Origin of the sequence: Spirosoma aureum (assembly GCF_011604685.1) — a bacterium.
Taxonomy (GTDB): Bacteria; Bacteroidota; Bacteroidia; order Cytophagales; family Spirosomataceae; genus Spirosoma; species Spirosoma aureum.
Genome location: NZ_CP050063.1, coordinates 1,570,095 through 1,593,289, shown reverse-complemented (window position 1 = coordinate 1,593,289; position 23,195 = coordinate 1,570,095). Strand labels below are relative to the sequence as shown.

General features: G+C 48.8%; 15 protein-coding genes. 5 read left to right on the top strand and 10 right to left on the bottom strand.

What is annotated here, in order from left to right:
• Positions 1-21: 21 nt before the first annotated feature.
• Positions 22-1,431 carry a chromosomal replication initiator protein DnaA gene (dnaA, locus tag G8759_RS06460; RefSeq protein WP_162391773.1) on the bottom strand — a complete coding sequence of 470 codons (1,410 nt, stop codon included), beginning with the start codon at positions 1,429-1,431 and terminating at the stop codon, positions 22-24.
• Between the two features lie 302 nt (positions 1,432-1,733).
• Between dnaA and G8759_RS06455 the strand changes: the two genes are divergently transcribed.
• The 3 genes from G8759_RS06455 to G8759_RS06445 are packed head-to-tail and all read left to right on the top strand — an operon-like array spanning position 1,734 to position 6,024.
• Positions 1,734-3,095, top strand: a complete 1,362-nt coding sequence (locus tag G8759_RS06455; RefSeq protein WP_167206303.1) for a methylmalonyl-CoA mutase family protein — start codon at positions 1,734-1,736, stop codon at positions 3,093-3,095.
• Between the two features lie 12 nt (positions 3,096-3,107).
• A complete protein-coding gene (scpA, locus tag G8759_RS06450; RefSeq protein ID WP_167206301.1) occupies positions 3,108-5,261 on the top strand; it encodes a methylmalonyl-CoA mutase in 2,154 nt (717 codons plus the stop codon).
• Between the two features lies 1 nt (position 5,262).
• Positions 5,263-6,024, top strand: coding sequence for a LytR/AlgR family response regulator transcription factor (locus tag G8759_RS06445; RefSeq protein WP_167206299.1), 762 nt, complete (start codon positions 5,263-5,265; stop codon positions 6,022-6,024).
• Between the two features lie 3 nt (positions 6,025-6,027).
• On the opposite strand, the gene G8759_RS06440 is transcribed toward G8759_RS06445, so the two are convergent.
• Positions 6,028-7,473, bottom strand: coding sequence for a S41 family peptidase (locus tag G8759_RS06440; RefSeq protein ID WP_167206297.1), 1,446 nt, complete (start codon positions 7,471-7,473; stop codon positions 6,028-6,030).
• Between the two features lie 194 nt (positions 7,474-7,667).
• Here G8759_RS06440 and G8759_RS06435 point away from each other — a divergent pair, with 194 nt between their 5' ends.
• Complete coding sequence (locus G8759_RS06435) at positions 7,668-8,804, top strand: sensor histidine kinase (RefSeq protein ID WP_167206295.1); 1,137 nt, start codon at positions 7,668-7,670, stop codon at positions 8,802-8,804.
• 73 nt (positions 8,805-8,877) lie between these two features.
• Positions 8,878-9,504: an NADPH-dependent F420 reductase gene (locus G8759_RS06430; RefSeq protein WP_167206293.1), complete on the top strand. Its 627-nt coding sequence runs from the start codon at positions 8,878-8,880 to the stop codon at positions 9,502-9,504.
• A 52-nt stretch (positions 9,505-9,556) separates the two neighbouring features.
• On the opposite strand, the gene G8759_RS06425 is transcribed toward G8759_RS06430, so the two are convergent.
• The 8 genes from G8759_RS06425 to G8759_RS06390 all read right to left on the bottom strand — a co-directional run bounded on the left by G8759_RS06425 (position 9,557) and on the right by G8759_RS06390 (position 23,033).
• Positions 9,557-10,993, bottom strand: a complete 1,437-nt coding sequence (locus G8759_RS06425) for a hypothetical protein (RefSeq protein WP_167206290.1) — start codon at positions 10,991-10,993, stop codon at positions 9,557-9,559.
• 225 nt (positions 10,994-11,218) lie between these two features.
• Entirely contained in the window at positions 11,219-14,368 is a 3,150-nt protein-coding gene (locus G8759_RS06420) for an efflux RND transporter permease subunit (RefSeq protein WP_167206273.1), read from the bottom strand.
• Between the two features lie 105 nt (positions 14,369-14,473).
• On the bottom strand, positions 14,474-15,577 hold the full coding sequence (locus G8759_RS06415) for an efflux RND transporter periplasmic adaptor subunit (protein WP_167206271.1): 1,104 nt from the start codon (positions 15,575-15,577) through the stop codon (positions 14,474-14,476).
• Between the two features lie 9 nt (positions 15,578-15,586).
• Positions 15,587-16,948 (bottom strand): TolC family protein, encoded by a 1,362-nt coding sequence (locus G8759_RS06410; RefSeq protein ID WP_167206268.1) that lies wholly within the window; start codon positions 16,946-16,948, stop codon positions 15,587-15,589.
• 41 nt (positions 16,949-16,989) lie between these two features.
• A complete protein-coding gene (locus tag G8759_RS06405) occupies positions 16,990-17,619 on the bottom strand; it encodes a TetR/AcrR family transcriptional regulator (RefSeq protein WP_167206266.1) in 630 nt (209 codons plus the stop codon).
• An 821-nt stretch (positions 17,620-18,440) separates the two neighbouring features.
• On the bottom strand, positions 18,441-20,915 hold the full coding sequence (locus G8759_RS06400) for a zinc-dependent metalloprotease (protein ID WP_167206264.1): 2,475 nt from the start codon (positions 20,913-20,915) through the stop codon (positions 18,441-18,443).
• Between the two features lie 142 nt (positions 20,916-21,057).
• The gene (locus tag G8759_RS06395; RefSeq protein WP_167206262.1) at positions 21,058-21,924 is read right to left on the bottom strand and encodes a tetratricopeptide repeat protein; all 867 of its coding nucleotides are present in this window, start codon (positions 21,922-21,924) and stop codon (positions 21,058-21,060) included.
• A gap of 113 nt (positions 21,925-22,037) precedes the next feature.
• Complete coding sequence (locus tag G8759_RS06390; protein WP_167206260.1) at positions 22,038-23,033, bottom strand: lipid A deacylase LpxR family protein; 996 nt, start codon at positions 23,031-23,033, stop codon at positions 22,038-22,040.
• Positions 23,034-23,195: the final 162 nt, after the last annotated feature.

Here is a 23,195-nt window from a genome sequence, read left to right as displayed (position 1 = left end):
CTGCTATAGGCTGTGAATCGCCTATTTAAAAAGCGCCTTCAGCTTTTCGATCGAAGCGCGGGTTTCGGCATTTTTAGACACCTGATCGCTGATTGTCTGAATGGCGTGAATAACGGTGCTATGGTCGCGCCCACCGAAATGATAGCCGATCGATTTGAGTGACAGATCCGTTTTTTCTTTGGCCAGATACATAGCCACCTGACGCGGATAAACCAGTTCACGTTTGCGGCTCTTGGCCTTCAGATCGGCGATTGTTACGTTAAAAAACCCAGCAACAGTCTCCTGAACTGAATCGATCGTGACTTCACGTTCCGAATCTACGACGATGTTGCGAAGCGTATGCTTGGCCAGTTCAAGATCGATTTCGCGCCGGTTCAGCGATGCCTGCGCCATCAGCGAAACAATAACACCTTCTAGCTCACGAACGTTAGTATTCACACTATGAGCCAGATATTCAATCACGGTATCTTCGATATAAATACCTTCAGCCTGAAGTTTTTTCTGAATAATGGCAATACGCGTTTCCAGATCGGGCGTCTGTAGATCGGCCGAAAGCCCCCATTTAAACCGCGACAGCAGCCGATCTTCCAATCCATCCAGTGCCCGCGGAGCACGGTCGGAGGTCATGATAATCTGTTTACCAGACTGATGGAGGTGGTTGAAGATATGGAAGAAAATTTCCTGCGTCTTCTCTTTTTTCTGTAAAAACTGAACATCGTCAATCACGAGCACATCCACCTGCATATAGAACGCTGTAAAATCGCGTATCCCATCGCTACGGATAGCATTCAGAAACTGGTTGGTGAACTTCTCCGACGTTACATAGAGAACAAACTTGTTCTGGTTGTTATTCTTGATGTAGTTCCCAATTGCCTGAACCAGATGTGTTTTGCCAAGCCCCACTCCCCCGTGAATCATAAGCGGGTTGAACGACGTAATGCCCGGACGTTCGGCCACGGCATAGCCAGCCTGCCGCGCCAATCGATTGCAATCTCCCTCCACATAATTGTCGAAGGTATAGGTGGGATTCAGATATGAGTCGAGTGTGAGCGAATCGAGGTCTTTAAGCTGGAATGGGCTTTTTAAAATGTCTGGGTTGACGTTGTCGGGTTTGGATGTCTGGGGTGATTTTGTCGTTGGCACATTAACCGTCAACGGGCGATTTTGCTCATTGCCTTTGTCGACGATGATTGAATACTCCAGTTGCCCATCACGACCAATGGCCGTATCCAGCGCTTTACGCAGGGCATGAACGAAGTTTTCTTCGAGCCACTCGTAAAAAAATTCACTCGGGACCTGAATCGTCAGTACATTACCGCTGAGCCGAAGGGGCACAATTGGCTCAAACCATGTATTGAAGCTTTGTTCGGGTACAATCTCCCGAATAACGCTCAGACAGCGATTCCATACCGTCATCACTTCACGCTGCATGGTTGTCTGGGTAGTTACATTCACGGGAGTACATTTCTGTTACGTTGGTGTCGCCAAAAAAGGGAGACAAATGTAGGGAATAATCTGACCGAAACTACCGGGCCGGATGGCGTTTTTTTTGAACCATAACGCCTACCCTATCATTCATTAAGCTAAAATTAATTGTTTCAGACGGAACGTCAATGACTTACAGTAATCCCTTTGAATAATGCAACAGACTTGTTACCTAAGGGGATAAGAAAGCGTTTTTGTCCCCGAAAAGAGAAAATACTACTTTTACTTACGCACTTTATAATTATTCAATGGAGCCACTTTTGAGTGACCTCTTTCCGGACGCCGACAAGTCTGCCTGGCTGATGCAGGTTCAGAAAGAACTGAAGAGCACTAGTACTGGCAATTCTCCGTATGAGAGCCTCCGTTGGCCCACTGACGAGGGTTTTGTTGTTGAACCCTATTACACAGCCGATGATCTGAATAGTCTGCCGCTCGAAACGATACAGGCAGTACAAAAGCAAGTTCCAGGCTGGCTCAATGTGCCGGAGCGACAAATCACCAACGAACGAACTGACAGTATAATTTTACGTGATTCGATCAATCGCGGGGCCGATGCGCTTATTCTTAACCTGCCATCGGCTGCTATTGATTTATCGTGGCTGCTGAATGGAATTAAATTAAGTGACAACCCTGTTTTTTTCAAAACCAACGACCCGACGGCATTCGTTGACTCATTGAAAACCGTTGCGCCTTATCAACTAAGGGGTGGCTTACTCACTGATCCGATGGCACAATGGCTACAATCCGGCCAACCCGTTGGCGCTGGTTATCAGACGGTAGCCGATGTCACGAAAGCCACCTTTGATTCACCTCAGTTCCGAACAATCTGCGCTAATAGCCATTTATTCCACAATGCCGGTGCGACGGCTACGCAGGAACTGGCCTTTCTGCTGGCATCACTCGCCGACCAGTACGACCATCTGACTGATCTGGGCTTGACGATTGAACAGCTCGTGTCCAAAACGCTGCTGTCCGTATCGGTTGGCACCCATTATTTCATGGAGATCGCCAAGCTTCGTGCCCTGCGTGTCCTGCTGGTTCGATTTCTTACAGCTTATGGGTCAGTTCAGTCATCGTTGTTTATTCACTGCCAAACCTCTACGTTCTACGACGCAGCCGTTACGCCTTACGCCAATTTATTACGGGCAACAACCGAAACAATGGCGGCTGTGATGGGCGGCTGTGATGCCCTGACTGTTCATCCCTACGATACGGTTTCAGGCTTAACATCCGATCATGAGTTTGCCGACCGCATTGCCCGAAATATATCGATCCTGCTAAAAGAAGAAAGCTATTTAAACAAAGTCGCTGATCCGGCTGCGGGTTCATACTACATCGAAAATCTGACCCAGCAGCTGGTCGAATCAGCGTGGGCATTGTTTCTGGCGGTTGAAAAACGGGGAGGATTTGAAAGAGCATTTACCGATGGGTTTATTGCCGGCGAAATTGAGCAAGCCTATCAGGCTAAAGTCGACGCAATAAGGGCTGGTAAAGTATTGGTTGGCGTCACGAAGTTTCGATCCGATGAGATCATGAATCAACTGAATCAGTCGTCAGAAACGTCAGCAAGTTTATTACCCGACCGCCGATTAGCTGCCGAATTTGAGTAAACGCACCGATCTATGAAACCCGACTTCAGCAAGATACAAACTCAGTTGCCCGTTCAGTGCGAGCCGTCACCAAACCTCACTCAACAGCCTAACACCTTCCCCACCGCTGAAGGTATCAGGCTCAAACCTCATTTTTCGGCTGACGATATCGATGACGCGAAACACCTGAATTATGCGGCTGGAATTCCGCCGTTTCTGCGTGGGCCATACGCGAGTATGTATGTCCGCCAACCCTGGACAATCCGGCAATACGCAGGCTTTTCAACCGCCGAAGAATCGAACGCGTTCTACCGGCGAAACCTCGCAGCCGGTCAAAAAGGCTTATCGGTTGCGTTCGATCTGGCCACGCACCGGGGCTACGATTCCGACCACCCACGCGTAGTAGGCGACGTAGGTAAAGCTGGGGTAGCCATTGATTCAGTGGAAGACATGAAGATTCTGTTCGACCAGATTCCACTCGATCAGATGTCGGTGTCGATGACGATGAATGGGGCCGTATTACCGATTATGGCGTTTTTTATCGTGGCGGCCGAAGAACAGGGCGTTCCATCCGAAAAACTATCCGGCACGATCCAGAACGATATTCTGAAAGAGTTTATGGTCCGGAACACCTACATCTACCCGCCTGAACCGTCGATGCGAATCGTTGGTGATATTTTCGCGTACACGAGTCAGCATATGCCCCGATTCAACTCCATCAGTATCAGCGGCTATCATATGCACGAAGCGGGTGCACCGGCTCAGCTCGAACTGGCCTATACGCTCGCAGACGGGCTCGAATACATTCGTACAGGGTTACGCGTGGGTATGGGCATCGACGATTTTGCGCCCCGTTTGTCGTTCTTCTGGGGTATCGGCATGAACCACTTTATGGAGATCGCCAAACTACGGGCAGGTAGGCTTCTCTGGGCAAAACTAGTGAAACAGTTTGACCCTAAAAATTCAAAATCACTGGCGCTGCGAACTCACTGCCAAACCTCCGGCTACAGCCTGACCGAGCAGGACCCGTTCAACAATGTGGCCCGAACAACGATCGAAGCGCTGGCCGCCGTACTGGGTGGTACGCAGAGTTTACACACGAACTCACTGGATGAGGCCATTGCCCTACCAACTGATTTTTCGGCCCGCATTGCCCGAAACACGCAGCTTTATCTCCAGTACGAAACCGATATAACCCGTGTAGTCGATCCGTGGGGCGGCTCTTACTACGTTGAATTTCTAACAAAAGAATTAGCCGAAAAGGCCTGGGCACTGATTGACGAAGTCGAGCAATTGGGCGGCATGACCAAAGCTATTGAAACGGGTTTGCCCAAACTACGCATTGAAGAAGCAGCCGCCCGGAAGCAAGCCCGGATTGACGGTGGTAAAGACGTGATTGTGGGCGTAAATCGCTACAAACCTGCATCTGACACCCCGATCGAACTTCTCAACATTGACAATCAGGCTGTGCGGGAATCCCAGATTCAACGGCTGGAACGAGTCAAGGCAACTCGCGACAATGATCGGGTAAAAGCCGCGCTTGCAGCACTTACAGAAGCAGCCGGGAACCGGTTACCGAATACCGGAACAAATCTACTGACCCTTGCTGTTGAGGCCGCCCGACAACGCGCCACGCTGGGTGAAATTTCTGACGCTATGGAAAAAGCATTTGGCCGCCATAAGGCCACGATCCGTGCTGTATCGGGTATTTACTCGGCCGAAGTATCGGATGATGAGAACTTCCGGTTAGCCCGTGAGATGAGTGATCGCTTCGCCGAACTCGACGGTCGACGGCCCCGGATTCTGGTTGCCAAAATGGGGCAGGATGGCCACGATCGGGGTGCCAAGATCATTGCGACAAGCTTCGCCGATCTGGGCTTCGATGTTGATATGGGACCGCTGTTCCAGACACCCGCCGAAGTAGCCCGACAAGCTGCCGAAAACGATGTGCATATTGTGGGCGTATCGAGCCTGGCAGCGGGCCACAAAACATTGGTGCCACAACTCATCGACGAACTGAAAAAGATTGGCCGCGACGATATTCTGGTTATTGCCGGGGGTGTTATTCCGGCACAGGATTATCAGTTTCTGTATGACGCGGGTGTTAAAGGCGTTTTCGGGCCGGGAACCGTCATTTCGATTGCTGCCCAGAAGATTCTGAGCGAGTTGATGAAAGATCAAAATTAAGATGGTTATAGCTAATCTCCGTTGCGTCATTATTGAAGACGAGCCACTGGCGCAGGAGCTACTCGAAAAGTATGTTCGTCGTGTACCATCGCTTCAATTAATTGCCACATTCGACGATGCCATTGAAGCATTTGAGCAATTGCCCGCCCTCCAGGCCGATCTTATTCTGTTGGACATCAATATGCCCGAAATGACGGGCATTGAATTTTTGCGGGCCTACCCGACCCCTCATCCCGCCATAATTCTGACAACGGCCAATCCCAATCATGCACTCGACGGATTTGATTTTGGTATAACCGATTACTTGCTCAAGCCCATTCCGTTCGACCGTTTTCTGAAAGCCATCGGCCGGGTCAAAGAGCGATTCCCACAAACGAAAGTGGGTATTATGCCCCTTTCCACTCCAGTCGTAGCGGATCAACCGGGGCCTGAGCTTACGAATGAATTCATCTATCTGAAAACGGATAAAAAGCTGGAGCAAATTCGATTCGATGACATCATCATGGCCGAAGCCCTGGGCGACTACATCAAGGTTTTTCTGGCAGATCGGTTTCTCGTCACGAATCTTACGATGAACAAACTAACCGAAAACCTGCCTTCTGATCGCTTTTTACGCATTAATCGTTCATTTCTGGTTCAGTTGAAGCACGTCAAAACGGTCGAAGGAAATTCCGTAATACTCACTAATGGCCGTGATCTGGTTATTGGGTCAAGCTATCGGGATACGGTAAAGGACCAGATTCGACGGTGGTTGGTGGCCTAGCTATTACGGCTTGGCAGGCAACTTTCCAGACTGGAGCTGCTTTACGGCTACGTCCAGCCACTCTGATTCAGGCAGGTGAGCCAGGCTGATATCGGGCAGAATACCCGTTGGATCGATAGGAGCCGTGTCGGTCCAGGGCGATTTGGCCATCGGAATGACCAATCGTAAGTCGGGGCAGGGAAGCGGTAGCGGGTGTCGTAGATCGCCGTAATCCATCATACCCGACGTGGGACTACCCATCACCGAAACACCGGGGCTCTGCTTGGCAATCTGAATGATAAACTCTGAGCTACTGGCGCACACATCGTTGATAAGCACGACCACACGACGGGGATTTGGGCGAATATTGTCGAGTTTTATCGTTACATCAGCACTTCCATTATTGACCAGTTCCCCCATGTGTTGCTTCAACTTTTCCACGAATAACTTTTCTTTGGCCCACTGGGCTGGCGTATAGTACCCCGAATCCCGTTCGATCATCTGGATGTTATCGACCGACGATCGCATGAGCCACCCTCCCGGCCACGTAACAGGCTTCGAATAAACGTAGGGCAAGAGTTTTTCCCAGGTATTGTTCCCTCCTCCGTTGTCGCGCAGGTCGATAATCAGGTTGGGGGTTTGGCTAAGCATAGGCTCATGATAGCGCAGCACCGAATCCATGACCTTATCGGAGAGCGAAAAACCACGGCGCAAGCTGATCAGGGCTACGTCGTTGGCCAGGGGTTTTATGTAAAAACCGTTGTTGACCCGATTGGCAGCGAGTTCGGCCTGTTCAGCGGCTGTTGACGTAAACGGAAATTCACGAATAAGGGTCATCCCCCAATAGGCGTAGAAAATATTGCCATGCTGCTTTGTTGGGTGCTGGTGATTACTGCGTCCAGACAAGATGGCTTTTACGAAATAGGATTGCCCATGACGCTTGGCTCTGAACAACTCCAGCCCCGGCCGAATAGTCGTGTCCTGACTGCTTAGCACAATACCCTGATAATCGAATCCATTGGGGGAGCGGCCTGGCTGATGCAAAATAGCAACCTCAACCTTACCATTCTCGCTACGCCAAATGCCCACTGGCTCATCTCTGCGGGCATTACTCGTCAGCTGCCGAGCCTTAGCCAGCGTTAGTGGTTCGTAGTTTCTGGGTAGTTTGGCGGTTTGATAATTGCCCAGTTGCAGATGCCGATCCTGGAAAAATAACGTGTAGGCAGTCAGCAAATCAAAACAGGTCCCCTCAACAGTCGTGCGGGCGGCCACCGTACGAAGGCTATCGCACAGCCGATTATAGGCTATCTGTTTCTTTCCGTTGGTCTTATCCATAAAACCGGCATAATTGAGTTGAACTTTCCTGACAATAGCATCAAAATTATGGACGCACTCGCAATTAGGCTGTGCCTTCAACACAAGTGTAGTTAGGAGCAGAAACCAGAGCAGTAAAAAACGTAAGTTGGGCATCGGAAGCGTTTCGTTTACTAGATGATGGCCAAAATTGGCCTACTGATAAACGTTGGTCTACTTTTTTCGATGAACATGCTTTTTTTTTCGATGAATCCATCGCCAGTTATTTCAACGATAATCTATCGACATCCAGCGAATGTATTTGCTTAAGCCGGACATGAGCAAAATCTTTGTCTTAAATCAATCAGCCAATGCTACTAAACCTGCTCACGAACGAAATCCGATACCGGGGTTATATACGGCTTCTGTTTCATGCCTTGCTGCTGGTTGGTATTGGTGCATTGGTGGGCATTTTCTACCTATCCTGGTTTGGACAGGGAGGATTTACAATAGGTATCTGGGCTGCTTACGGGCGTGAAGTGATTGGGGTTGCCATTCAGTATTATCTGTTGGTCTGGCTATTCCGAAGCGTTGGGACCAGGCTTATTTTCCTGCTACCTGGCCTATTGGCTTATTACTGGCTTACGTATACCTATTATTTTGTAACAGCCATTCAGGTCTACCAGTACACAAATGTCGATGACTTTTCAGGTGCAGCCTATCACTTTATCCAGCATAAAGACCAGTACTGGCAAACGCTGTTCTCCTTCAATACACTGATGCGGCTGGTGCGTTTTCCGATGCTAATGACGCTTTTTCCGCTCCTGTTGTGGGCTGGTGTAGCAGCTTACCGTCGGCAGATTCTCCAGACTCAACTGGAATACAATTATCTTAAAAGTCAGGTTAATCCTCATTTTCTGTTCAATGTGCTGAACAGCATCTACGCCCTGACCGAAGAAGAGAACCCGCGAGCCGCTCAAATTGTGCAGCAGCTATCGGGCATGATGCGGTATACACTTTACGAAACCAGCGAAGCCTTGGTACCGCTTACCAGAGAGCTGGATTTCATACGCGACTATGTGGCATTGGAAAAGCTACGAACGGGAAAACGCCTTTCGTTAACGATAGAGCTACCCGATGCGATTGATAAACCGCTGCAAATCGCCCCGTTTATTCTGATCACATTTGTCGAAAATGCCTTTAAGCATGGTGTAGAGAACACCACAAAAAAAGCCTGGGTCACAATTTCCGTTCAGTTACTGGCTGAGCGACTTCATTTGCATGTGTCGAACAGTAAACCAGAAACTCAAAAGTCGGCTACGAGTGGGCTGGGGCTGGCTAATGTTCGTAAACGGCTAACGATGCTTTATCCAGGCCGATACTCCCTTCAGGCTAACGATACCGGTAGCACTTATTCCGCTGATCTCTATATCCAGCTCCGGTCGTTATCACTATCTAGTAGCTCAAAGGGAGTGGCAACAGAAAATCCCCGACCCGTTACCAAATAAGTTATCCTCAGAAATCTGCACCATTACCCCCTCTTTTCATGTTAGCTCATTACGAACTAATTCCCGACGTATTATGAAAATTGGAGTAATCGGGGCCGGTAACATCGGCCATACAATCGCCCGTTTGCTTATCAAGGCAGGTCACGAAGTTGCCTTAAGCAACTCGCGCGGTCCCGAATCATTGAAAGATATTATTGATGAACTAGGCCCACAGGCCCATGCCGAAACCGTTGACAATGCAGCCGCTTTCGGTGAAATTGTCTTGCTGGCGGTTCCCTGGCGATCACCCGAAGCACTCCCCCACCCCGATCTGGTTGCGAATAAAGTGGTGATCGATGCCATGAATCCCTACGGCACGGGTGGCAGCGTTATTGACCTGGGCGAGTCAACATCGAGCGAGGAAGTCGCCCGGCGCCTACCCGATACCCGACTGGTTAAAGCCTTCAATACAATCTGGTATAAGCATTTAGCTGAACTGGGCGACGTTTCGAAACCCGAAGCCGAACGCCGGGCGATCTTCATTGCCGGGAATGATTTAAACGCTAAATCCATCGTTTCAGACTTGATTCGGGCTATAGGCTTTGCCCCCATCGATGCGGGTTCACTCCGCGAAGGAGGGCGAAAGCTAGAGCCTAACGCGCCCTTATATGGCAAAGAGCTAACTGCAACCGAAGCGCAGGAAACGCTGACCAACTTATAAAATAAGTCCCCGCCAGATGATCTTCCGACGGGGACTTATTGAGTTTCAGGCACTAAATAAACACTTGGTACTGCAATATCAGCTGGCCACGTCGACCACCCGACGAAATTTGTGAAGTGCCCGTTGATGGCTCGTAGTAAGGTCGGTTCTGGTAATCGAGTGTAAGCTTACCGTTGTGGCCTTTAATCAGGTAATTGACGCCGACATTGTAAACGCCAAGCGTACTTGTTACCCGCTGATAAGTAGCGATCTGAGCCTGTACGTAAGGCATGAGCGTGCCATTACCGGGCCCAAACAGATCTCGTTTCAGGAGGTAGCCAAACTGACCATATACCACACTACCCGTTCCGAACATTGGGAACGCATTACCCTGGGTGCCACCCAATGCACCGGGCCGTTGCGCGGTAACAATATCACTGGCAGGATTCATCGCACCGTTGAAACGAAGATAATTTGTTCCGTAATCGGTATGAAAATAGCCAAGATAGGCGTTAAGGGCCGTTCCTTTTTCCCGATTCAGGGGCATATCCAGAAACGAAGCAATCGACCACAGGTTCATGTTCTGATAAGTCGTATCGCCGGGTGCGTCTACGCGTACCATTGCGTTTTTCTGCGTAATAAACCCAGCTTCCAGGTTAAATACTTTTTTCGCGCCCAGATACGTACCCGTATTATAGCCAGGTGCCTGGTGAGCTTCCTTATCGAAGAATTGCCACATCAACAATCCCTGAAATTGTTTAGTATGGCCTTTTAACGCGAAAATGGAATTAGGTCCATAAACTGGCAATGCTGAACCATTGGTCTGGATTGGGAATGGATCACTGATAGCCACACGGTAATCGAGGTGGCCAACCTGCCCGCGGGCATAGAGGCTTAATTTGCGGGAAAACTGGTCCGTTTGATCAACGGTAGCCTGCGCAAATACGGGCACATCCATCGTCATGATGGTACCCACGCTGGGTGCACTAAACCGCGAAAGCCCATTCACAATGGTCAAACCAGCGCCAATGTTCAGGTAGTTTTTGTTCCTGAACACTAAATATTCACCAACCGCATCGTGGAAAAAAGCCTGTATTTTTCGCTGCGATGATGCGGTTTGATTAAATCCACCATTCAGGTAGTTAAAATTGTTCATCCCAAACTGGAAGTACAGGAAAACATGATCGCTGAGTTGGCCGAACATCTGAATTCGTGTCCGACGGAGGCCAATGGAGAACGCATTATCTTTTGGAACACCAATAACGGTCGATCCGGGGTTATTCTGGTTGAACTGTAACCACGCCTGATTCAGAAATGTAGCCTTAAAAAAGTGCGAACCCGATTCGTTGAGGTTGAATTTCAACTCGTTTTTTTCGGCTGATGGCTTTGGCGTAGTCGCTGGTCTGTCACCAGGTGTATCGACTGATGGGGTAATGGGTTGTTGAGCAAAGGTAAACTGGCTGGTTAATAAAAGAGCCCCAAGCCACACAGTTTTCGCGGTTTTATTCATGCTACTTCCGTTTTTGGATATTCAATAAAGCTTTGTTCACGGCAGGGAGGCAAGTCCAGCCATTCGTTAAATTGTGATTAAACTTAGGATAACATCGTGTATTATGTCGTTATATTTTTAAGAAGTAAAATCAAAAAGCCGCCTACTGTTAAAATAGGCGGCTTTTTGATGTAATAATTATCGCTAAAAACCGTAGAATGGCTTCCAGCGAGAGACCCGATTGGTTTATACCTCTGCAGGATTTGCGGGTACAGGCTTATCTTTTTTACCTGTCACTCGTCCATACAAACGACGGAAACTATTAAAAATATTCTCGAATGTCAGGTATACAGTCGGAACCAGTACCAGCGTCAACAGCAGCGAACTGATCAGTCCACCGATAATAACCCAGGCCAGTCCATTCTTCGACTCCGAACCATCGCCAGTGGCCAATGCCATCGGTAACAGACCAATAGCCATCGCGATGGTCGTCATCAAAATCGGGCGAATCCGTTCACGACCGGCTTCCACGAGTGCATCGACCGTACTCTTACCTTCTTCTTTCTGCGCATTGGCAAAGTCTACCAGCAGAATAGCGTTCTTAGCCACCAGACCAATCAGCATGATCATACCCAGCATAACGAAGAACGAAATCGGCTGCTCGGCCAGCGCCAACGCCAGGAATGCACCGATTATGGCCATCGGAATCGAGAACAGGACCACAAACGGCCGGAAATACGAATTATACAAGGCCACCATCAGCAGGTAAACAAACGTAATGGCCAGTCCCAGCGCAATACCCAGGCTACTGAAAGCATCCGATTGACGTTCCAGATCGCCCTTAAGCTTATAGGTTACGCCACCGGGCAACTCTTTGGTCTTCAAAATATTATCAATCTCCGTACCAACCGTACCCGTTGGGCGACCCACCACGTTAGCGTTAACGAACAGAGAACCAACCCGGTTATACCGTGTCAATTGAGTTGCCCCCGTACCAAGCTGTAAATCAGCAATCTGCTGGACTTCGATTAGTTTACCCTGCGCATCGGGCACTGTAAGATTACCGACATCGTCTTTACTCTGGCGGTTAAATCTATTCAGCTCTACCCGAATATCGTAATCACGGCTGCCAACCCGGTATTTACTGTCCGTATTGCCCGAAAAAGCAGTTTGTAACGTTGCGCCTACATTAGCTACGGAAACCCCATATTGCGCCATTTTACGCCGGTCGAGGTTTACTTTGAGTTCCGGCTTCGGATCGTCTACGGCTAATTCGACATCGGTGGTTCCGCTGACCGATTTCACGACCTGCTTCACAATGGCCGCTGCCTGTTGTAGATCCTGCTGGGTATTACCCTGCAACAGAATCTGAATCGGAGCCGCATTAGCCCCGCCCGTAATTCCAACGGGTGCCGATTTTACGTTCAGGCCGGGTGTTTTCAGAACCTCCGCTTTCGTTTGGGCGGCAAACTGCTCAATCGAAATACTACGCTCCTGCTTCGGAACAATGGTTACCGTAATTTCTGCTTTATGATATGGTGTTGAACCCAATCCTCCACCCGACGCCGAACTCGAATAGCCAACGTTGCTGTTGACTTTCCTGACTAGCTTATTCCCCATCAGTTGCTTCTCGATCTTCTGACAGATACGGTTCGTCTCGGCAAGGCTATTGAATGGTTCACCCTCGATCTGCACGATAAATTCGCCCTGATCGCTCTGCGGGAAGAACGTCGTACCAATAAATCCTCCACCAACCAGACCAAACGACCCGATAAGGAGAACAATAGCCGTAAGATATACCCAGCGTTTATGGCGAAGGCTCCAGGTCAGCAGGCGGGCATACCCATGCTTGAGTGAATCAAACTGCCGTTCGAACCACGACAAAAACCGTTTGCCCAAACCGGGGCCGCTGAGGTCTGTTTCTTTCGCAAACCGTGACGCCAGCAAGGGTGTAATGGTGAATGACACCACCAGCGACATGAGCGTTGAAAACACAACCACCAGTGAAAATTCACGGATAATATTCGCGATCAGTCCCTGCACAAAGACGAGCGGCAGAAACACCACCACGTCAACCATCGTAATGGCTACTGCCGTAAAACCAATCTCATTTCGACCATCGAGGGCGGCAGTCCGTCGGTTTTTACCCATTTCAAGGTGCCGGTAGATGTTTTCCAGTACCACAATCGAGTCATCGACCAGGATACCGACCACCAGCGACAGGGCCATCAATGTCATCAGATTCAGTGTAAAACCGAGTACATACATCGGTACGAAGACCGAGATAATCGAAGCCGGTACCGACACCATCACAATAAAAGCGTTTCGGATGCTGTGCAAAAAGAGCAGCATCACCAGCGCCACGAGCACAACCGCAAATTCAAGGTCAAATATTACCCCATCGGCCGAAGCAAGCGTATAGGTCGACGAATCGCTGGTAATCTCGAATTTCAGCCCAATGTTGGCATATTGTTTTTCAATACCGCCCAGAATGCCCCGCACCTGCTGACTGATCGCAACGGCGTTGGCATCCGTTTGTTTCTGAATGGATATTCCGATGGATTCGCGTCCATTGATCCGGTTAATGGTTGTTGCGTCGGCAACGCCATCTGTCACGGTTGCTACATCGTTCAGTACGACTTTCGTGCCCGTGGCCGATGTGATCAGAGCCGCATTCCGAATCTGGTTGATGTCGGTAAATTTGCCCGCCAGCCGGATGGCATACTGAGCCTGATCGGTTTCGATACGACCGGTTGGGTAATCGAGGTTGGCCGAGTTGACTGCCTGCGTTACCTGCGCCAGCGACAGGTTATAAAGTTTCAGTTTATTCGGATCGATACCAATCCGGATTTCACGCTCGCGACCACCCGTCAGTGTAACCTGCCCGACACCGTCTACTTTTGTCAGCTGTGTCCGAATCTGATCATCGACCAGATCATAGAGCTTGGTCGCTTCCAGGTTAGCGCGAACCCCCATCCGGATGACAGGCACATCGTCGGTCGAGAACTTTTGCAGAGTTGGTGACTCTACTTCGTCGGGCAGTTGCGAAAGAACCGCATTTACTTTTCGTTGTGCATCCTGCAAGGCCTGATTAGGGTCAGCACTGGCAGCCAGCTCGATCTGAATAATCGACAACCCTTCCTGACTCGTCGAACTGATGTTTTTCAGATTTTCGAGCGATGACACGGCATCTTCGAGTTTGCGCGTCACCGAATTTTCGACCTCCCCTGCCGCAGCCCCCGGATAGGTCGTAATGACGGTCACGACCGATGCATCAAACTTAGGCAACAGGGTGTAGTTCAGGCTTTTGTAGGATATATATCCTAAAATACCCAGGATAGTAAAAGCCACTACAACCAGCGTCGGGCGTTTGATGGCTATTTCTGTTACTGACATAAGACTATTATTTTCAGTTTGTAGTGTTCAGTTTAAGGTATTCAAAGGGTTGAGGTAAACAGGTTTAAGTGCTTCTCTCCCCGTAAACCCAAACTGAAAACTGAATTAAGGATTTACCGCTACCGACGTATCCGTTTTCCCCTGAGCTGCACCATTCTGGTTAACAGTGACTTTGGCCCCGTTACTTAGATTCAGCTGACCATTTACAACGACTGGTTCGCCCTGTTTCAGGCCATCGAGCACCTGGTATTGATCGCCATTGTCGTAGCCAAGCCGGATTTTACGCAGCCGGGCTACGTTGTTCTGCACCACATAGACACTGGCACTGTCGGCACCACCAACCAGGGCACGACGCGGAATAAACAATCCGGCAATCCCTTTTTTGAAGGTGAAGTTGGCATTGGCCAGCGTACCCGCTTTCAGCTGGTTTTTGCTGTTGTTGCTCAGATAAATTTCGACCGGGTAATTATGCAGATCATCGCCTTTAGGGCTGATATAATGCACACTTCCCGAAAAAGTTACCCCCGGAAACGCCTGAGCCGTAATCGTTGCCTTATCACCCTGTTTAAGCTGATAAACCGCCTGTTCCGGCACATTAACAACCAGTTTCAATTCCTGTAAATTAATCACCGATGCCAGAACCGCACCCACAGCTACATATTCGCCATTCTCTACCTTTTTGTCGTACACGTACCCACTGATAGGGGCAACCACCGCTCCATTGCCCAGTACACGCTGCTGCTGTTTCGAATTCAGGAGAGCGGTTGCATACTGGTCTTTGTATTTCTGATAGGTTTCCTGGGTTACGGCTCCACCTTTCAGAAGTCGCTCGTAACGCTCCATTTCGCGTTTGGCATTTTCGACGGCAGTCTGGTTGTTTTCGACAACAATACCCTGTACTTCGTCCTGGATATAGCCAACCTGCTGGCCTTTTTTGACAAATGAGCCCAGCACCAGTTTGAAGTTCTGAAGCTTTCCACGCGTTTCAGAAATGATATTCCCTTCATACTGTGCTTCTACTGTTCCCAGCAGCGACAGGTTCTGGTCGAGACGCTCGTAAGAAACAGGCTGTACATCCACAACGGGCGTTGTCTGGAATTGTACCGAAGACGTCTTGGCGGCCTCAATATCTTTTTTGTTGTTTATCAACCGGAAGGCAATCAGTGCGATAAGGGCAGCTACCGCTCCAATAATAATAATTCGTTTCATGGTAACTGTTTATTTTTGAGTGACGTATTGAAGAATGGTTCCCTGTGAGTTTTCGTAATCCAGCCGGGACTGATACAGACTAATCAGTTTATTAGCCAGGTTGTTTTGAGCGGTGGTTAACGCATCTTTAGCATCGATCAAGGTAACCGATGTAGCGATTCCTTCCTTGTACTCCAGTTCGGTAACGGTCAGAATCCTGCGCGCCAGTTCGATGTTATCGCGTTCACGCTGAATGTCGGTCACCAGATTCTGGTAGCTTACCTGGGCATTGCTCAGACTCAACTGCGCCGACTCGCGCGTCAGAATCTGCTGAAGCCGCAGCGTTTCGAGATTCAGCCTGTTTTCGCGATCACGATACCGGCGCTGATTGCCGTCGAAAGGCGTCCAGGATAAGGTCAGGCCAATTGTCGAGCTTTGGAACCAGGGCAGACTCCCATCAAAAAAGCTGAACGTTTGTCGTTGGGCGTTCGTGGCATACGTACCATAGAAACCAAGCGATGGATAATACCCCCGGTTGTTAGATTGCCGGTTTAGGTCCTGCAACTGCGTATTCAATAACAATTGGCGAAAATCGGGGCGGTTCTCAAAAAAGCGACTGTCGGCAAGAGGCAATTCGTTCACCTGCAACTCTTTTTCAATGGCCAGCGGCTGAAGCGACAATGTTTCTGAAAGTGGCATACCCATCTGGAATTTCAGTTGGTTAATGGCCTGCTCGTAGTTGCGGTTTGCCTGTTCCAGCTGCGACTGTAAATTGTTGCGGTTTAACTGAATACGCCCAAAATCGATCTCACGTGTGGTCCCGTTTTTCAGCCGAACCTGTTCCTGTTGCAGCAGCGTGTCGGACGAGTTCAAATCACGGATGGTCAGGCGTTTCTGTAAATCAATGACCAGAGTCTGATAATACGCTTTGGCAATGTTGTATGCCTGCGTTTGTTCAGCCAGTATGGTTGCCTGCGCCTGTACCTGGGTTGAAATTTTGGCTGCCTTCAACGCCAGCCCAAACGAAGGATCGAAGAGTTTCTGATCGACGCGCCCGGTCAGCGTTGTATTGTATTGCGTACCGAATTTTACAGGGACAAATGTTCCGGGTTGGCCCAAAAACTCGCCGGGCAGCAACTGCACCGGAATCTTAACGTTATCCAGCACCGAACCCGAAACGGAAACCTGCGGAAGATTTCGACCAATAACCTGCTGTGTTTGTGCAAGCGATATTTGCTCATTCACCCGCGCGATCTTGATGTTTGGGTTGTTTACCCGTGCGTACTCAACACACTGTGCAAGCGTGTACCCACCCGACGGCGCATCCTGTGCACTGACCCAGTTTGCCAGTAGACCCAGCACTATCAGCATTGTCTGCTTCATGCCTTTCATTGTTTCTAAAAATTATAACCTTAAGATGTGAATGATGGGAGTTAAAGGCTCCGAATAAACCGGCGAATGGCTCGTTCAAAAAGCAAATCTGGTTGCTGAAACAGGGCTACCATTTTAGGATCTTCCACTCGCTCAAGCAGTTTAGCACCCTGTTCGGGCTGAATGTTGATAATCAAATTAATATAACCCTGCATCAGACAAAACCAGTTAAAGATCACTTCACCGATATTTTCTGGTCCTGAACAGAGCTCCCGGAACAAACTTTCAATTTTCAGTTTGCCTTCCTGCATACCTTCCCGAACCATTTCCCGTTGCTGGGCCATGCGTTCCGGGTTGTGCATCAGCCGGAATACTTCCGGTTGTTCGCGGGCAAATGTCCATTGTACCATCGATAGCCGGACAATTTTCTCTTCAGCGCTCAATTCCATGGCCAGAATCGCATCAAACGTCTGCCGATTGGTCGTGTGCCCCTCTTTTACGATGTTGAGAAGGACATCTTCTTTGTTTTCGAAATGCTCGTATACAATCGGGGGCGTATAGTCGATAGCATCGGCAATACTTCGAATAGTCACGGCATTCCAGTCTTTCTCGCGGGCTATTTGCCGGGCTGCATCCAGAATACGTTGCCGTATCTCTGCTTTCTGCCTCGTTCTGCGGTCTATTACACTCATTTTCTAACGCTATGCAAAATATCTAACAAAGATAGATTTTATTTGTTTCGTTAAATTCGTTTTTTTAAACTTTTTGATAAACGGCTGTTTTTAAACGGCAAATGGCTTTCGCATCTCAACGAAGCAGAAGCCATTCCATAAAAAATACTATATTTTATACTTAAAAAAATGATTTCGGAATTGATACAGATAATTGCTTTTAAGACACGTTTATAGCTCCCACATGCGACAGGCTAAACTATAAGAATAGTATCCTATATATCCTGATAATTGCCCGGTATGAGCCATTATTTCCCAGAAAACAAGCATAAACAAGACTAACATGAGTCTAATTAGCTGTTATCGATATGCAATTCAGTCGTGTTTTTGTTAGATAGGGATTATCAATATCAATTGAGATTATTTTTGTTTAGATTAATTATAAATAATTTTTTATCCTCTGGTTTTTACTGTTCATTTGTATAAGGAATCGCCAGATAACAGGTTAATAGGCGTAGTATCTTAGATCATCAGCTCATAATCTTCGACTTACAAACAGATTATGAGTAAACCATGGATCTTAGACGGGATACAGCAAAACAGGGGTGATGAGTGATATCAAACTTAAAACCGGAAAGCTGCTATAGTCATATAGTAGATAACAATAAGTAATTGTGTAAAGTCAGGAAATGCCTAAATTTTAGTAAATAGAACGGACCAGATGCAAAAACGGTATCGAGCCTCTCGATACCGTTTTTTATTAATCAGCCTTTCTCAGCGAACCGTACACGATTAAGTTACTTCTATTTAGCTCACCAAGCAGAACTTACGCTGACCAGGCATTATGGCTTCCAGTCGCAGTCTGGCGAAAGCCACTCCTGGCCTGGATCGATCGGGGCTCCGTCGGGAGGGGCTTGTGCACTAGTTGGGCGCAGATCGGCAATATTGCCTTCGGCCCGGCGAATCTGATCGCTGGCAAACAATCGATGGGCGGCTGATTTAGGGTTCGCACTGGGTGCGCCAAGTTTGCTCTTTAATTGGTCAAGCTTTTGAAGAGCAACCGCCCGCGCCTGTGATGTTACTTCCGGATTGTTGGCCAGCTCAATTAGTTTTTGCAGGAACAACTTATCGGTAAGCCGTTTTACTTCGGCCTGATAACCATCCGTTGGATCAGCTTTATACCAGGTAGCATTAAGCAATTGCTCAAGCATTGTCTCCAGGCTAACCTGTGCCGGGTCGATAGCAGACTGCACGACTAAACGACTGACGCGCTCGGGGTTCAATAACATCTGAAGTGTCATACCAGCCGCGGCTTCGGGCGCACCCATCGGATCAAATGTGATACCTGTCCGGCGTTTGAATACTTCCCGTGGATTAGGATCATACCGGAATGGGCGGGGCGGAATCATCGCCATGATAGACGTTGGAAGCGCCAGAAAAGTCGGATCAATCGTTGCTAACAAGGCATCGATCGCGCGCTTCTGTTCCTGTGCCGGAACGGTCGACATAACAGGTTGCCCATCACCACGCAAAGCATTGGTATACGTTTGTCCACCGACTACTTTCGCAGCGGCTTCTACCTGATACCGGTGGAACATATACATCGGAACAAGCACTTCTTCAAGCGTTGCCATTGGGGCACCGGCCGGAATCTTGTTAGCCGAAAAGTTTGCCAACGCTATTTTTCGAACTTCCGACACGCGTTTTAGTTCATCGACGGCATTAGCACCGTTGTCCCATAGATGCGTGCCGGGGTGTGCAGACCCTTCGGGCCGGGCATCCTGATCGGTCAGGAACGTCAGACCTGCCTTGTGCATATCGACCACGATCTTGTCCAGCGCCTGTTTCTCGTCTGTTCCACCCGGAAACTGCTCGTAACCATACCGGATACTCCATTTATCGTACGTTCCAATACCTTTGGCATATGCGTCTGACAGATCGATGCCAGCCCCTTTTACCTTGGCGACCATTGTTGGGTAATCCATAACCGACGCCCGATTTTGCGTACTGGCGATGTAATTGTGGGGTAAGCCAAGCGTATGCCCAACTTCGTGCGCAGCAAGCTGCCGCAATCGGTCAAGCGACATCTGGAGCATCGGATCATTAGCAGGATTCATTGCGCTGGCAAAGTCACCGATCAACCCCTGCGCAATCAAATAATCCTGACGAACGCGAAGTGAGCCAAGGGTAACTTTCCCCTTGATGATTTCGCCCGTGCGTGGGTCGATGATACTCCCGCCATACGACCAGCCCCGCGTTGAGCGATGAACCCACTGCACCAGATTATATCGTACGTCCATTGGGTCGGCATCGGCAGGAAGCAGCTTCACCTGAAATGCATCTTTGTAACCGGCGGCTTCAAATGCCTGATTCCACCAGGCGGTTCCCTCCATCAGCGCCGAACGAATCGGTTCGGGCGTGCCAGGATCGAGGTAATAAATGATTGGTTTAACAGCCTCGCTAACGGCTGCCGATGGGTCTTTCTTCTCCAGCCGGTGCCGCGAAATATAGCGCTTCATAATTGGCTGACTCACGGGCGTTGCATAGTCAAAATACTCGATACCACCGTAACCGATGCGCGGATCGAACAGACGTGGTTTGTAACCTGCGTCGGGAAGTTGCACAAACGAATGGTGCTGGTGCATGGTCACGGCCGATGGCGTAGGCACAACCTCGCGCAGGTAAGCGCCCGGATTATCGCCCGTAAGGGTTATGATCGTCTCGAACTCCGTATTTTGCGGAAAGGATTTTGTATGTGGCAGGTACATGGCACTCCGCGCCGGATCAAATTTGAAGGCTCCCTGCTTGGTTCGGGTGATGGCCTGCACAGCGCCAACCGCGTCCTGCATCAGAAAAGGAGTCAGATCAACCAACACTTTGCCTCCTTCTTCGGCCGCAATGTCAAAACCAGCATGAACCGACTTGGCAAACGACTCTTCTACTGCCCGACGTTCGAGGGGGTCGTTGCTAATGGCACGATAGGCGTAGTTTGGTTCGATAAGCAATACTTTCGGACCACTGCGCTGAAACTTCACAATGTGTTCCTGCCCTAGCCGACCCCGATCAAGGCCAATGTCATTGGAACCCACCCCCTGAGCCAGGGTTGGATAGTACAGAAATTCAGTATCGAACTTTTCGATTTCAAGCCAGATCTTTCCTTTTTTAGCATCCCAATAATAAGTCAGGAAACCAGGAGCACGCTCCATACCTGATGTGAAAGTGGCAATACTGGCAGACGTATTCGTGGGCGACTGGGCATTAATTTGGCTATAAGCCGATAGTAAGAGGTAAAAAAGAGCAAATACGCGTTTTTTCATACTAAATGATCGGTTGTATTTGCCGCTCAAGATACAGCCAAATCGCTTATGTATTGATGCCAAAAGCTGGAGACTGCTTAATCACTACCAGATTAAACAACACAAAAAGCTATTAGAAATCATAAAAGCAGCCCCAATTTGCTCAGCGGGCAAGTTGCCGTTTCAGTACTCCACCGATAAAACTGCCGATAAATGTTAGCCCTATCGACCCATATAGGCTAAATAACTCCAATTCCCGTTTGCCGCTTGTTTCTGGAATCGTAGTGAAGAATATGTAACTGATCCAAAGCGTCAACGCCTGTACGATTGCCAGTAACCACCCTTTCTTTGGTTCGAGAAAGCCAATGGTGGCGGCTGCTACGGCTGCCAGCAAATAAGGCAGGTGAACAACCGTCGCTTTTTTGATCACCACTAATAAAATCGCACTGTTGACTAAAATAAGCACGACATGGCTCAAAAATTTGCGATCAAAAAACGCTCTTTGCAGCGAACTGGCAGAAGATTTTGTCGTCTCGGTGGCTTGTCGGATCGTGGCAGCGCGATCCAGATCATTCGCTGCTTCATCGCTTTGCCGGAGTTGCCGACGGGTCAGACCACGCCATTGATAGGGAGCGGCCAGTTCACCCTTTGAATGAAAAACCGCTTTGTCGAACTCCAGGAATGCCGTTTTATAATCCCGCTGATCATACAGAATCTGTCCCATTTCCAGGTGCAGTTCAGCCACAGTGTCGTCGTAGCTTTCGCCAGTCTTTAAGGCATTTACAGCAGCGGGCACATTTCCTAAAGCACGATAACAGCGGGCTAAATACAGATAGGCGATACTCGACTTAGGTTCAGTCTTGATATGCCGGGTAAAGTACTCAAGTGCATCACTGAACTGCCCATTCGTATACAACCTGACCCCAACCTGCACGACTTCGAGTTCTTTCTCGGATTCGTTTCGAAGGTCAGCGTAGTAGCGCAGATAAATGATATAACCAATTATAGCAGCTGTTACGAGTATTTCCATAGGTCAGGAAAACTGGGTATGTCAGGTAAGTTCAATTACCCCACTGAGCCAGTCAACGTTTGGTTAACACTAAATGGTCTAAAAGGAACAACATACCGGCGCTGATCAACTTATCATTTACCACAACGAAACAGCAAATTTAACCGTCCCCATTGGTGATCCAACGCATTTTTAAATTCGCTGGTGCGCAGCGATTGTGTGAACGAAAGCTGTGTATTTTTATAGGCAATAACACCCCCAAAGTCAATCTGGCCCAGAAAATGTTTCAGTTCAACGGCAGGGAGTGCATAGTAATTATGAACTCCATTGAACCAGCCTCCCTGAAGCAGTGAGTTATCGAGTACCGCCCGAAACGATGTTCCCAGAGTTGCATAGAACTGCACCCGTCGCCGTGAACGGCCCGCAGAAGGATCATATAACCCGGTGGCGTTCTGGAAGTAATCATTGAACAGTCCAATGCGTATCAAGGTGCCCATACTGGCGTAATTACCAAGCATACCAATATTCGCATCCACCCGGCCAATAAGGTCGAACACGGGCGTAACCTGCGGAACAAGACGAGCTTCGTAACCAACGTAATAGCTGATTGCCGGATCGTTCTGCATCTGCGTGCCCCATCCCTGCGGCTCCTTAAAATTCTCGGCCAGATGAAATCCCTTTTGTACTTCAGCGGCTCCGCTTAGTGGACCTATAACACCTACGATGAGCTTTGACGTTAGCTTACGACCACTTACGGCATCACTCGTAACCAGACCCCACGATAGATACAGATAACCCGCGTATGGGCGATCATTCGGATAGAGAGGTCGGTCACGAACCGATAAATTACGGGGCGTGTAAATTTCCTGACCTATCCCGAAATCATACTGATAGTCGTATCGGCGATCCGATTTGGCCGTTAATTTCAGTAAGGCATACTGAGTCGGCCATTTCTGAAAACCGTTGCTGAGTAGTTTTAAGTGAATGCCGTTGGTGTAATACCGATCAGATGTGTTTTTAGCACGGAGCTGAAATGCGTCATTATCCCAGGCCAACTGAAAGTAACTGCCAGTAGACAAACTGTCGGTAAATGGCACCGATTGAGCCAATCCACCGACAGTTTTTATCAACAGGAAACATAGCAAAGTTATCGGCAGGAATCGCAGCACAAGTGTATGTACGTATTCAAACGCTAGTTGGGATTGACAAATATACTCAAATTACAACAATCAGTAACTTTAAGTATTCGTTAACCACAAAAAACATATTAACAGGGCTTTCGCTCAGAAGCG